Annotated in this window: 12 protein-coding genes; 3 read left to right on the plus strand and 9 right to left on the minus strand. The window is 63.5% G+C overall.

From position 1 onward, the window contains the following. Window positions 1-27: 27 nt before the first annotated feature. Entirely contained in the window at window positions 28-402 is a 375-nt protein-coding gene (locus C2U70_RS10455; protein WP_140977925.1) for a VanZ family protein, read from the plus strand. Window positions 403-437: 35 nt separating this feature from the next. Here the strand turns inward: C2U70_RS10455 and C2U70_RS10460 are convergent, their stop codons facing one another. The 9 genes from C2U70_RS10460 to C2U70_RS10500 all read right to left on the minus strand — a co-directional run bounded on the left by C2U70_RS10460 (window position 438) and on the right by C2U70_RS10500 (window position 10,798). After that, window positions 438-821 (minus strand): DUF1236 domain-containing protein, encoded by a 384-nt coding sequence (locus C2U70_RS10460; RefSeq protein ID WP_140977926.1) that lies wholly within the window; start codon window positions 819-821, stop codon window positions 438-440. A 95-nt stretch (window positions 822-916) separates the two neighbouring features. Further along, on the minus strand, window positions 917-1,819 hold the full coding sequence (locus C2U70_RS10465; protein WP_140977927.1) for a 2-hydroxy-3-oxopropionate reductase: 903 nt from the start codon (window positions 1,817-1,819) through the stop codon (window positions 917-919). Between the two features lie 11 nt (window positions 1,820-1,830). Continuing rightward, complete coding sequence (gene hyi, locus C2U70_RS10470; RefSeq protein WP_140977928.1) at window positions 1,831-2,616, minus strand: hydroxypyruvate isomerase; 786 nt, start codon at window positions 2,614-2,616, stop codon at window positions 1,831-1,833. A 14-nt stretch (window positions 2,617-2,630) separates the two neighbouring features. Continuing rightward, window positions 2,631-4,421, minus strand: a complete 1,791-nt coding sequence (gene gcl, locus C2U70_RS10475; protein ID WP_140977929.1) for a glyoxylate carboligase — start codon at window positions 4,419-4,421, stop codon at window positions 2,631-2,633. A 223-nt stretch (window positions 4,422-4,644) separates the two neighbouring features. Continuing rightward, window positions 4,645-6,144, minus strand: a complete 1,500-nt coding sequence (locus C2U70_RS10480) for a tripartite tricarboxylate transporter permease (protein ID WP_140977930.1) — start codon at window positions 6,142-6,144, stop codon at window positions 4,645-4,647. Beyond that, complete coding sequence (locus C2U70_RS10485; RefSeq protein WP_140977931.1) at window positions 6,144-6,629, minus strand: tripartite tricarboxylate transporter TctB family protein; 486 nt, start codon at window positions 6,627-6,629, stop codon at window positions 6,144-6,146. Before C2U70_RS10485 ends, C2U70_RS10480 begins: the two co-directional genes overlap by 1 nt. Next, window positions 6,626-7,594, minus strand: a complete 969-nt coding sequence (locus tag C2U70_RS10490; RefSeq protein WP_140977932.1) for a Bug family tripartite tricarboxylate transporter substrate binding protein — start codon at window positions 7,592-7,594, stop codon at window positions 6,626-6,628. The genes C2U70_RS10485 and C2U70_RS10490 overlap by 4 nt, the downstream gene beginning before the upstream one ends. Before the next feature lie 111 nt (window positions 7,595-7,705). Further along, window positions 7,706-8,551 carry an IclR family transcriptional regulator gene (locus C2U70_RS10495; protein WP_140977933.1) on the minus strand — a complete coding sequence of 282 codons (846 nt, stop codon included), beginning with the start codon at window positions 8,549-8,551 and terminating at the stop codon, window positions 7,706-7,708. Between the two features lie 117 nt (window positions 8,552-8,668). Then, window positions 8,669-10,798 carry an acetate--CoA ligase family protein gene (locus C2U70_RS10500; protein ID WP_140977934.1) on the minus strand — a complete coding sequence of 710 codons (2,130 nt, stop codon included), beginning with the start codon at window positions 10,796-10,798 and terminating at the stop codon, window positions 8,669-8,671. Between the two features lie 345 nt (window positions 10,799-11,143). Here C2U70_RS10500 and C2U70_RS10505 point away from each other — a divergent pair, with 345 nt between their 5' ends. After that, window positions 11,144-11,839 (plus strand): GntR family transcriptional regulator, encoded by a 696-nt coding sequence (locus C2U70_RS10505; RefSeq protein WP_186294173.1) that lies wholly within the window; start codon window positions 11,144-11,146, stop codon window positions 11,837-11,839. A gap of 61 nt (window positions 11,840-11,900) precedes the next feature. Next, window positions 11,901-13,634, plus strand: a complete 1,734-nt coding sequence (oxc, locus tag C2U70_RS10510) for an oxalyl-CoA decarboxylase (RefSeq protein WP_140977936.1) — start codon at window positions 11,901-11,903, stop codon at window positions 13,632-13,634. Window positions 13,635-13,683: the final 49 nt, after the last annotated feature.

Raw genomic sequence — 13,683 nt, forward strand, 5'->3', positions numbered from 1 at the left:
AGTGCGAGATTGTGCTATGCGGGATGGATGACCGTCCTCCTCCGGATTTCTGCCTGGATCCTGGCTGCCGCCGTCGCCTTTGCAACACTTGGCCCGGCCAGCCTTCGACCCCATTCCGACCTCGGCCAGGACGGCGAGCACGCGCTCGCCTTCGTTCTCGTCGGCCTTGCCTTTGGATTGGCTTATTCAAAACGGCGCTGGTCGGTCGCGATGATCGCCGTCCTCCTGATCGGCGTGCTCGAATTGTTGCAATTCTTTGCACCCGGCCGCCATGCGCGGCTGGAAGATTTTGTCGTCGACGCCCTCACCGCCTGCGTCGGCTTTGTGCTGTCGGCTGCAGTCGAATGGACCATCGCACGCCTGCGCACCAACACCATGACAAGCGAAGGCCCCGCGGAGTAGATCTCCGCAGGGCCCGCGGATCTCGCGACGAACGGTCAGTCGATGATCTTGATGACCTTGCGCGTCCGCGGCTCGACGATCACACGACGGTCGTTCACGACCGCGTAGCGATACTCGGTGTAGTTCGGCACCGGATGCAGCACGACGGTGGGCGGCAGGGGCTCGCCGACAACCACGCGCTCCTCCACCACGACCGAGTGGTCGCGCGGGAGGCCGCCCAGAACGGCATTCGGGATTTCCAGGCCGGCGCCGACGGCCGCACCGACGGTGCCGCCGACCATCGCGCCGATCGGACCGCCGACCTCGCCGCCCGCACGCGCGCCATTCCGGGCACCCTGCTCGGTGGTCGACTGGGCAAAGGCTGCGCCTGACGCGAGCAGCGACGCGGCAACCAACGAAATCGCAAGACGGGTCTTCATGTCCAAATCTCCAGTGTTGTGATGCGCTCACAACCGATGGAAACGGCGATCGTTCCGGTTCCATCACGGTCGAAGCGCAGCACACAACTGGAGCGTTACTGCGTAACAGTTCCGGCAGCGGCGATCTCGTGGCCTGCCATCAATTCGAGCGCGCGCACCATCGCCGAGTGATCCCAGGCCTTGCCGCCATGCGCGGTGCAAGACGAGAACAATTGCTGGGCGAACGCCGTGCTCGGCAGTGACAGGCCGAGTGAACGCGCGCCTTCGAGCGCAAGGTTGAGATCCTTCTGGTGCAGCTCGATCCGAAAGCCCGGATCGAAATTGCGCTTCACCATACGCTCGCCATGGACTTCGAGAATCCGCGACGAGGCAAAACCGCCCATCAGCGCCTGCCGCACCAGCGCGGGGTCGGCGCCCGCCTTGGACGCGAACAGCAGCGCCTCGCTCACGGCCTCGATGGTCAGCGCGACGATGATCTGGTTGGCGACCTTGGTAGTCTGGCCGTCACCATTGGCGCCGACGCGGGTGACGTTCTTGCCCATCTTGTAGAACACGGCCTTCATTGTGTTGAAGGCACGCTCGGGTCCGCCGATCATGATGGTGAGGCTCGCTGCCTTGGCACCGACCTCGCCGCCCGACACCGGCGCGTCGAGATAATCAGCCCCGAGCGCCTCGATCTTATTCGCAAACTCCTTGGTCGCGAGCGGCGAGATCGAGCTCATGTCGACCACGATCTTGCCCTTGGAGATCCCCTCCGCGACGCCGTCCTTGCCGAACAGCACGGCCTCCACATGCGGCGTGTCCGGCACCATGATGATCACGGCGTCCGCCTCCTGCGCGACCTCCTTTGCCGACTTGCAGGCAATGCCACCGCCGGCGATCAGCTCGGGTGCGATGGCGCCGACGTCATGCAGGAACAGGCGATGGCCCGCAGCCTGCAGATGGCCGGCCATCGGCCGTCCCATGGTGCCAAGTCCAATGAAGCCGATATCGATCATTTCAGGAATCCTCAGGTCTCGAAGGTTTGCGCGGCGTGCCAGGACAGGCCTTCCAGCGTCGTGGTGCGCGGCTTGTATTCGCAGCCGACCCAACCGCGATAACCGATCGCGTCGAGATGGCGGAACAGGAAGGGATAGTTGATCTCGCCGGTTCCGGGCTCGTGGCGGCCCGGATTGTCGGCGAGCTGGATATGGGCGATCTGCGGGAGATATTCCTGCATGGTGCGGGCGAGATCGCCCTCCATGATCTGCATGTGATAGATGTCGTACTGAACGAACAGGTTGTTCAAGCGCACCTCGGAGATGAGCTGCACCGCCTGCTCGGTCCCATTGAGGAAGAAGCCGGGAATGTCGAGCGTATTAATCGGCTCGACCAGCAGCTTGATGTTCTCCCGCGCCAGAGTCGAAGCGGCAAAACGCAAATTTCCGACCAGCGTCTCGTTCAGCTCGCGCGGATCGGCACCCTCGGGCGCGATGCCGACGAGGCAATTGAGCTGATCGCAGTCGAGCGCCTTGGCATAATCGATGGCGCGGAACACGCCGTCACGGAATTCGGCGACCCGGTCCGGCAGGATGGCGATGCCGCGCTCACCCGCCCCCCAGTTGCCGGCGGGCAGATTGTGCAGCACCTGGGTGAGCCCGTGGCTGTCGAGCTGCTCGCGCAGCACCGCCTCGTCGAAATCATAGGGAAAGAGATATTCGACCCCGTTGAAGCCTGCGGCCTTCGCCGCGGCGAAGCGGTCGACAAACGGCATCTCGTTGAACAGCATGGTGAGGTTGGCGGCGAACTTCGGCATGATGTGCGTCCTCCCTATTCGGCCGGCTGGAGCACGCTGGGCCGCGCGCTTGCGACCTCGTCGAGCGGCAGATCCAGCACTTCCTCGAACTCGACGATGTTGTCGATCTCGGTACCCATCGCGATATTGGTGACGCGCTCCAGGATGAACTCGACCACCACGGGCACGCGGTGCTTGGCCATCAACTCGCGCGCGGTCGCAAAAGCGGCCTGCGCGTCCTTCGAGTCCCTGACGCGGATCGCCTTGCAGCCGAGACCTTCGGCGACAGCCACATGGTCGACGCCATAGACGCCGAGCTCGGGCGCGTTGATGTTCTCGAAAGAAAGCTGGACGTGATAGTCCATCTCGAAACCGCGCTGCGCCTGGCGGATCAGGCCGAGATAGGAATTGTTCACGACGACGTGGATGTAGGGCAGATTGAACTGCGCCCCGACCGCGAGCTCCTCAATCAGGAACTGGAAGTCGTAATCCCCTGAAAGCGCCACGATGTCGCGATCCGGACAGGCCGCGCGCACGCCAAGGGCGGCGGGCAATGTCCAGCCGAGCGGCCCCGCCTGCCCCGCATTGATCCAGTTGCGCGGCTTGTAGACGCCAAGAAACTGCGCGCCTGCGATCTGCGACAGCCCGATCACCGAGACGTAGCAGGTGTCGCGACCGAAGGCCTTGGTCATCTCCTCATAGACGCGCTGCGGCTTGATCGGCACGTTGTCGAAGTGGCTCTTGCGTAGCATCGAGCGCTTGCGATCGAGGCAGGCGGCGGGCCACGCCTGGCGCTCGCGCAGCCTGCCGGACCGGCGCCACTCCCTGGCGACGGTGACGAAGAGTTCAAGTGCGGCCTTGGCATCCGAGACGATACCGAGATCGGGGTTGAACACGCGGCCGATCTGCGTCGGCTCGATATCGACGTGAACGAATTTGCGGCCCTTGGTGTAGGTCTCGACCGATCCGGTGTGGCGGTTGGCCCAGCGGTTGCCGATGCCGAGCACGAAATCGGAGTCCAGCATATTGGCGTTGCCGTAGCGGTGGCTGGTTTGGAGGCCGACCATCCCGGCCATCAGCACGTGATCATCGGGAATGGCACCCCACCCCATCAGCGTCGGCACGACAGGAACATTCGCGATCTCCGCGAATTCGACCAGCAGATCGGAGGCGTCGGCATTGATGATGCCACCGCCCGCGACGATCAGCGGCCGTTCGGCCGCGTTCAGCATTTCCAGCGCCTTCTCGACCTGCTTGCGCGTCGCGGTCGGCTTGTAGACCGGCAGCGGTTCATAGGTTTCGTCGTCGAACTCGATCTCGGCGAGCTGCACATCGAGCGGCATGTCGATCAGCACCGGCCCCGGACGGCCCGAGCGCATGATGTGGAAGGCCTGGCTGAACACACGGGGCACCAGTGCCGGCTCGCGCACCGTCACCGCCCATTTGGTCACGGGTTTTGCAATCGATTCGATGTCGACGGCCTGGAAGTCTTCCTTGTAGAGCCGCGCGCGTGGCGCCTGCCCGGTGATGCAGAGGATCGGGATGGAATCGGCGATCGCCGAATAGAGCCCGGTGATCATGTCGGTTCCTGCCGGCCCCGAGGTGCCGATACACACGCCGATGTTGCCGGCCTTCGCCCGCGTGTAGCCCTCCGCCATGTGCGACGCGCCCTCGACATGGCGCGCCAGAATGTGGTGGATCGAGCCGCGCTTCTTCAGTGCCGAATAAAGCGGGTTGATCGCGGCGCCGGGAACGCCGAAGGCAGTGGTGATGCCTTCCTTCTCCAGGATACGGACGGCTGCATCGACAGCTCGCATCTTCGCCATGTCTGACCTCGCTCGTTGGGGTTCTTTCGAGCGTGATCATCGATGGCGTAAGTGGCGATCTCAACGAGATCGATTTTATTTTCCACGATGCGGCAGCCGCAGAAAAATCGCGGCGGGCTCAATCAGTTAGATCGAGGGACGCGTGAAACCGGATCACGCGAAGATGCAAACTTTTGGAATGCCCGATAGCGGAATCAAATCGAAGCTGGCGAGCTCCGTTCCGCTAATCCTCGTTCGCCTTGAATCGCCCTAGGCCCTTCAACACGAAGGGTGCCAGCAGCGCGATCAACGCGACACCAAGCAGCGTCGCCGAGATTGGGCTCTGCACCAGTGCGATGGGATCGCCGAGGCTGATCGCGAGCGCGCGGCGCAACTGGCTCTCGGCGATCGGACCGAGGATCAGGCCAACCACGACGGGCGCGATCGGAAAATCGAACCGGCGCATCAGAAAGCCGAGCACGCCAAAACCGGCCAGCATCGACAATTCGACCACCGACGGCTTTGCGGCAATCGTGCCCATGGTCGCGAAGACGAGGATGCCGGCGTAGAGCCAGGGCTGCGGGATTGCGAGCAGCCGGACCCACAGACCGACCAGCGGCAGATTGAGCACGAGCAGCATGCAATTGGCGATGAAGAGACTGGCGATCAGGCCCCACACCAGGTCGGGCCGCTCGGCAAACAGCAGCGGACCGGGGTTGAGACCATATTGCTGGAAACCCGCCAGCATCATCGCGGCCGTCGCCGACGTCGGCAGACCAAGCGTCAAGAGCGGCACGAGCGTGCCAGCGGCGGAAGCGTTGTTGGCGGCTTCCGGTCCCGCCACGCCTTCGATCGCGCCTTTACCGAACTCTTCCGGATGCTTGGTCAACCGCTTTTCGGTCGAATAGGACAGGAAGGTCGGGATCTCCGCGCCACCCGCAGGCAGTGCGCCGATCGGGAAGCCGAACATGGTGCCGCGCAGCCACGGCTTCCACGACCGCTTCCAGTCTTCCTTTGTCATCCACAGCGAGCCGCGCACCGGCTCGAGCTTTTCCTCGGTGTGGTGACGACGCGATGCGACGAAGAGCGCCTCGCCCACCGCGAACAGACCGACGGCAAGAGTCGTCACCTCGACGCCGTCGAGCAGCTCAGGAACGCCGAACGCAAGGCGCGCCTGACCCGTCAGCTTGTCGATGCCGATCAGGCCAAGCGTCAGCCCGATGAACAAGCTGGTCAGACCGCGGATCGGCGAATCTCCAAAGGTCGCCGACACCGTGACGAAGGCGACGCACATCAGCGCGAAATAATCCTCGGGGCCGAAGCGCACGGCGAAATCGACCAGCCATGGCGCGAGGAACGCGAGCCCGATGGTGGCGATGGTACCGGCGACGAAGGAGCCGATCGCCGACGTCGCGAGCGCCGGCCCGCCACGACCGGCTTTGGCCATCTTGTTGCCTTCGAGCGCGGTCGCCATCGATGCGCTCTCGCCGGGCGTATTGATCAGGATCGCCGTGGTGGAGCCGCCATACATGCCGCCATAATAGATGCCGGCAAACATGATCAGCGAACCGCCGGGATCGAGCTTGTAGGTGACCGGCAGCAACAGCGCGACCGTCAAAGCCGGTCCGATGCCGGGCAACACGCCGACGGCCGTGCCGAGGAACACGCCGATCAGCGCATACAACAGATTCATCGGCTGAACGGCGACAGCCATGCCATGCGCCAGGGCGGCAAACGTGTCCATCACAGCAGTCGCTCCAGGGGGCCGGCAGGCAGGCTCAGCGTCAACAGCCGATCGAACGCGAGATAGATGAGGGTCGACATCACGATGGCGATGATGCTGTCGACGAGGATGGCACGGCGCCCGAAGGCAGCCGACGTCGTGACGAACAGCGCCGACGTCGCCAGGATGAACCCGCCGCCAAAGCCGATGATCGCGATCAGCAGCGCAAGGCCAACGAGGATCAAGACCACGGGCACGGGATCGGCGCTCTCACGCGCCGGCAGGTTTCCGCGCAGCGCGTCGATGAAATTGCCGATCGCGAGCAATGCGAGGCCGCAGGCGATCACGACCGGCATCGCCTCCGGTCCCATTCCGTACATCGCGGTGGATTGCAGGCCCCGCGCGTCCCAGACCAGCACCGCGGCAAGCACCGCAAGCAATGCCGCGATGACGATGCCGGCGCGATCGACGCGTCGCTGCGGCTGGACGGGATCGCCTGAGGTCATGACTTGACCAGGCCGACGGATTTCAGCACGTCGGTGACGCGCACCGTTTCCTTCTTCAGGAAGTCGGCGAAAGCGTCGCCGCCGAGATAGGCATCCTCCCAGCCTTTCTGCTTGAGGATCTCCTTCCAGGCGTCCGACTTCACCATCTTCTCGACGGCATCGCTCAGTGTCTTGCGCTGCTCCGGCGTGATGCCGGGAGGCGCGACCACCGACCGCCAGTTCGCGATCACGAGATCGATACCCTGCTCCTTGAAGGTCGGGATATCGATCCCTGCGATGCGCTTCTCCGAGGTCACGCCGATCGCACGCAGCTTACCGGACTTGATCTGCCCATCATATTCGCTCAGCCCCGAAATGCCCGCCGTAACCTTGCTGCCGAGAATCGCCGCCAGGGATTCGCCGCCGCCGGAGAACGGGATGTAGTTGATCTTCTTCGCGTCGGCGCCGACGGCGCCGGCGAACAATGCCGCCATCACATGATCGACGCCGCCGGCCGAACCGCCGGCGAAGGTCACCTTGGCGATATCGGCCTTCACGGCGGCCGCGAGATCCTGCGCAGACTTGATCGGCGAATTCGCCGGCACCACGATCACCTGGATTTCCTCGGTGAGGCGCGCGATCGGCGTCACCTGTTCGAGTGTCACCGGCGACTTGTTCATGGCGAGCGCGCCCACCATGACGAAGCCGTTGACCATCATCTGGTTGCCATCGCCCTTGGCGCCATTAACGAACTGCGCGATGCCGACGCTGCCGCCTGCGCCGGGAACGTTGGTGACCTGCACACTGCGGGCGACGCCGGAAGCCACCAACGCCTGCTGCATCGAGCGCGCGGTCTGGTCCCAGCCACCACCCGGTGCCGCCGGCGCCATCAGCTTGAGCTCGAGCTGCTGGCCCAAGGACGGCGTGGCCGCCGCGAGGGTCAGCGCGACGGCAGCGCCGACAAGGCGCGCGGGAAATCGAAACATCGGGGCGTTCTCCAGGCTTGTGCGGACGTGTCGATCAATTGCCGCATTGTGTCGTTTGGCCGCATATCAGCCAAAATGGCCGATGCTGTCCAGCGACATCCCGGGGGTTCCCTACGTGCCGGTGGCCGGCATGACCCCACCGAGCGCAACCGTCAGTTCAGCGGCGACATCGCGAACGATCTGGCCGACTTCCGGCAGCCTGTCGTCGGTCAGGCGGCTGGTCATGCCGGAGACGGAAATAGCCGCAAGCGGCTCGGCACAGTCATTGTATACCACGGCGGCAATGCAGCGCAGGCCCATGCAGGCCTCTTCGTCATCAAGCGCGTAGCCCTGCTTGCGGATTTTTTCGAGCTCCTTGAACAGGTCGCTCGGCCGCACGATCGATTTCTCCGTCAAACGGAGCATGCCGTGATGGCGGATGACGGCGGCGACGTCCTCGTCGGAATAGGTCGCGAGCACCGCCTTGCCGACACCCGACGTCACCATGGCGACACGGCCACCGACCTGGGTGAGCGAGCGCATGATCTCGCGGCTTTCCATGCGGGTCAGCACGATGACGTATTCGTCGTCCACCACGGCAAGGTTGGCTGTTTCGCGGGTAAGATCACGCAGCTTGCGCAGATAGGGAATTGCCTGCGCGGAAAAATTGCGCCGCCGCGCAAAACTCGCGCCGACCGTAAAGCTGCGTACGCCGACATGCCATTTGGATTCGGCGCGGTCGAACTGCACGAAGCGGCGGCTTTCCAGCGTCGCCAGCAGGCGATGCACGGTCGAGGCCGACAGGCCGGTGCGGACGGCGAGATCGCTGAGGCGATAGCCCTCGTCGTCTTCGGCGAGAGTTTCGATGATCAGGAGCGCGCGATCGACCGACTGCACACCGCCGTCGCGCGAATCGTGATCGGCATCCCCTTGCGATTTGGGTTCGAGAGGTTTGCGCCGGATCACGTCTCTCTTCATCGCGACCTGACCGTCCTAGCTATCGTTATTCTGGGGCGCGCGTAAGCGCGAACCAGGAATCTCGAGATTCCGGGTTCGATGCTTCGCATCGCCCCGGGATGACAGGAGAGATAGAGCTCAGAGCAGCCCCGCCCCGCGCGCCCACTTGTACTTGGCGCCGAGCACTTCGACCGGAAGCTCCGTCGAGTAAGCGTAGGCCGGGATGCCGTTCTGGTAGAGATATTCGGCGGCTTCCTCGACCTCGACGTCGCCGGCGAGCGAGGCGACCATCGGCTTCACAAAGCCCTTGGCCCCCATCTCCTTCTTCACCTCGACCATATTGCGGGCGAACACCATCGGCGGGGTGACGATCGTGTGCCAGTAACCAAGGATCAGCGAGTGAATGCGATCGTCCGAGAGGCCGAGCTTCACCGTGTTGACGTAGGTTATCGGCGGCTCACCGCCGGTGATATCCACAGGATTTCCGGCCGCACCGAACGGCGGAATGAATTTTCTGAAGGCCGCATCGAGATCCGGCGGCATCGACATTAGCGACAGGCCGTTGTCGACGCAGCTATCCGACAGCAGCACGCCCGAACCGCCGGCACCGGTGATGATCAGCACGTTCTCGCCCTTCGGCGTCGGCAGCACCGGCACGCCACGGGCGAATTCGAGCAGTTGCCGCAAGGAGCGCGCACGGATCACGCCGGACTGCTTGAACACATCCTCATAGATCCGGTCGTTGCCGGCGAGCGCGCCGGTGTGCGACGACGCCGCCTTTGCGCCGGCCGAAGTGCGGCCGGCCTTGAGCACGACGACCGGCTTCTTCTTTGAGACGCGCTTGGCAGCTTCCGCAAAGGCGCGGCCGTCCTTGAGGTCTTCACAGTGCTGCGCGATGAGATTCGTGTTGGGATCCTGCTCGAAGAAAGCGAGCAAATCGTCCTCGTCGATGTCGGATTTGTTGCCGAGGCCCACGATCGCCGAGACGCCCATCTTGGCCGAACGCGAGAAGCCGATGATGGCCATGCCGATGCCGCCCGACTGCGACGACAGCGCCGCGTGGCCCTTGACGTCGTAGGCGGTGCAGAAGGTCGCGCAGAGATTCGCCCACGTATAATAGAAGCCGTAGATGTTCGGCCCCATCAGGCGGATATCGTACTTCTTGCCGACCTCGACGATCTCTGCCTGGAGCTCAGGCGCGCCGGCTTCCGCGAAACCCGACGGGATCAGCACCGCACCCGGGATCTTCTTCTCACCGCACTCGGTGAGCGCCGCGGCCACGAACTTAGCGGGGATCGCGAACACAGCCGTGTCGATCACGCCCGGCACGTCCTTGACGCTCTTGTAGGCCTTGTAACCGAGGATCTCGGCGGCTTTCGGATGGATCGGATAGATCTCGCCCTTGTAGCCGCCGTTGATGAGGTTCTTCATCACGGAGTTGCCGATCTTGCCGTCCTCGGCGGAGGCACCGACCACGGCAACCGCCTTCGGCTGCATGATGCGCTTCATGGCCGCGACGATCTCTTCAGTCGGACGCGGCTTCGGCTTAGGCTGGTAGGCGAAGTCGACGACGATACGCACGTCGGCGGCGATCGCGTCCTTCGGGGTCGCAAAGACCGGGTTGAGGTCGAGCTCGATGATCTCGGGGAAATCCGTGACGAGCTGCGACACCTTGACGATGACATCGGAAAGCGCCGTTCGGTTCACCGGCTCGCCGCCGCGAACACCTTTGAGAATCTCGTGCGCCTGAATGCCGTCGAGCATCGAGAGCGCGTCTTCCTTGGTCGCGGGTGCGAGACGGAAGGTGATGTCCTTGAGAACTTCGACCAGCACGCCGCCGAGGCCGAAGGCAACGAGCTTGCCGAACGAGCCGTCGGTGATGGAGCCGACGATGACCTCGGTGCCGCCGGCCAGCATCTGCTGCACCTGGATGCCCTCGATCTTGGCGTCGGCCTTGTACTTCTTGGCGTTGCTGAGAATGGTCTCGTAGGCCTTCTCGGCGTCCTGCGCTGTTCTGACGCCGACGATGACGCCGCCGGCTTCGGTCTTGTGGAGAATGTCCGGCGAGACGATCTTCATCACGACCGGGAAACCCATCGAGGAGGCCATCTTGCCGGCCTCGCCGGCCGACTTCGCAACGCCCTCCTTCGGCACCGGAATGCCATAGGCATCGCAGACGACCTTGCCTTCGGGCGCCGTCAGGCTCGTGCGATTGTCCGCCTTGACCTGGTCAAGAACCTTGCGGACGACATCTTTGGAATTGGACATATGGCTTCCTCCTTGACCTCAAATTCTTGCTTTGCAGGGCGCGCGTTGGGCTGCCCGTGACGCCTGCCATTCGCCGCGCCCTGTTCCCTCGGGCGGAACGGAGTGGCAGTTTGCCAACTCTCTTCCACCGGCCTGGATCAAAAATGGCTGGCGATGGCATTTGGTATGCCAGAAGCCAACTTGTCAAGCCGCCGCAATGAGGGTAACGCCGCAAAAAATAGGCAGCTTGACATTCTGGCATGTGGTATGCCAAAAACATTTCGGTAAATATTCCTGTAAAAGACGACTCCTTCACAGAGGAGAATCGTCGTGTCCCTACGGAAACAGACCAAGGCACCGTCCCCCATGGCCGAGGCAGACATCGCAATCGTCCGCATTGCCCCGGAGAGCAGCTTCAAGAACAAGGCGTATGACGCCTTGAAGGAAGCGATCCTCAAGATGGACATCTATTCGACGCCCGAGCCGGTGATGCTCGACGAGCGCGCCCTCTCCGAACGCCTTGGTGTCAGCCGCACCCCGATCCGCGAAGCGATCGCCATGCTCGAGCAGGACGGTTTTGTGAAGACCGTGCCGCGCCGTGGCATCATGGTGGTGCGCCGGACCAAGAGCGAGATCGTCGACATGATCCGCGCCTGGGCGGCGCTGGAGAGCATGGCGGCGCGCCTCATCACCACGACGGCGCGCAAGAAGGACATCACGGCGCTGCGCGACTACTTCAAGGATTTTGGCAAGGATCGCCTGCCCGAAGATCACGTCGAGGAATACTCCAAGGCCAACATCGCCTTCCACCAGGCGCTGATCTCGCTGTCGGAATCGCCTGTTCTGGTCGATCTCACCAACGACCTCCTGCTGCACGTGCGGGGCTACCGGCAACTGACGATCGGACGCAAGGATCGCACCGCGACCTCGCTGCCCGAGCATCTCGGCATGATCGAAGCGCTGGAAGCCCGCGACACCGAGCTCGCCGAAAAGCGCGCGCGCGATCACACGCTGGGCCTTGCCGCCTATGTCGAGGCGCACGGCCAGGAACTTTTCGGTTAGCAACTTCACCAGAAGGACGAGCACTCGTCCCAACGACCTTGAGATCAGGGAGACAAGGCCCATGCTGAATACCGCGACCAAGTCCGAAGCACCGGGCTCCGAGCAGGAACTGACGGATGGTTTTCATCTCGTCATCGACGCGCTCAAACTGAACGGCATCAACACCATCTATAATGTGCCGGGCATCCCGATCACGGATTTGGGTCGTATGGCGCAGGCCGCCGGCATTCGCGTGATCTCCTTCCGCCACGAGCAGAACGCCGGTTATGCTGCGGGCATCGCCGGCTACCTCACCAAGAAGCCCGGGGTCTGCCTCACCGTGTCGGCGCCCGGCTTCCTCAACGGCCTCACCGCGCTCGCGCACGCCACCACCAACTGCTATCCGATGATCCTGATCTCGGGCTCCTCGGAGCGCGAGATCGTCGACCTGCAGCAGGGCGACTATGAAGAGATGGATCAGCTCGCGATCGCAAAACCGCTGTGCAAGGCTGCCTATCGCGTGCTGCACGCCCAGGACATCGGCATCGGCTTTGCGCGCGCGATCCGCGCCGCGGTGTCGGGCCGTCCCGGCGGTGTCTATCTCGACCTGCCGGCAAAGCTGTTCGGCCAGGTGATGAATGCCGACGCCGGCCAGAAGTCGCTCGTCAAGGTGATCGATGCCGCGCCCGCGCAGATCCCCTCGCCCGCTTCGGTGAAGCGCGCGCTCGACGTGCTCAAGAGCGCGAAGCGTCCCCTCATCATCCTCGGCAAGGGCGCGGCCTACGCGCAGGCCGATGAAGAGATCAAGACGTTTGTGGAAAAGAGCGGCGTACCCTTCCTGCCCATGAGCATGGCCAAGGGCCTGCTCGCCGACACGCATCCGCAATGCGCCGGTGCGGCCCGCTCCACGGTGCTGAAGGAATCCGACGTCGTCATGCTGATCGGCGCGCGGCTCAACTGGCTGCTCTCGCATGGCAAGGGCAAGACCTGGGGTGAAGCGCCGAAGAAGTTCATCCAGGTCGACATCGAGCCGAAGGAAATGGATTCCAACATCGAGATCGTCGCCCCCGTGGTCGGCGACATCGGCTCCGTCGTCTCCGCATTCAACCAGGCGATGGGTTCCACCTGGACTGCGCCGCCGTCCGACTGGACCAAGGCTGTCTCGTCGAAGCGCGAAGAGAACGTCGCCAAGATGGCGCCGAAGCTGATGAACAACAAGTCGCCGATGGACTATCACGGCGCGCTCGGCGTGCTCAAGACCATCATCAAGGACCGTCCCGACGCGATCCTCGTCAACGAGGGCGCCAACACGCTCGACCTCGCCCGCGGCGTCATCGACATGTACAAGCCGCGCAAGCGTCTCGACGTCGGCACCTGGGGCGTGATGGGCATCGGTATGGGCCAGGCGATTGCCGCGGCCCTCGAGACCGGCCACCCCGTGCTCGCGGTCGAAGGCGACAGCGCATTCGGCTTCTCCGGCATGGAGGTCGAAACCATCTGCCGCTACAACCTTCCGATCTGCGTCGTGATCTTCAACAATGACGGCATCTATCGCGGCACCGACGTCAACAACCTCAACGCCGACCCCGCGACCACCGTGTTCGTCAAGGGCGCGCGCTACGACAAGATGATGGAAGCTTTTGGCGGCGTCGGCGTGAATGCGACCTCGCCCGACGAGCTGAAGCGCGCCGTCAACGAAGCCATGGATTCGCGCCGACCGACGCTCATCAACGCGGTGATCGACCCGGCGGCGGGCTCGGAGAGCGGCCGTATCGGCAATCTCAATCCGCAGAGCGTTTTGCAGAAGAAGAAGTAAGCACTCCCCTTCAACCCATTATTCCCTGCGGTGAGCAGGGCAGACAGAT

Source organism: Bradyrhizobium guangdongense (genome assembly GCF_006483445.1).
In the GTDB taxonomy this organism is placed as follows: Bacteria; Pseudomonadota; Alphaproteobacteria; order Rhizobiales; family Xanthobacteraceae; genus Bradyrhizobium; species Bradyrhizobium guangdongense_A.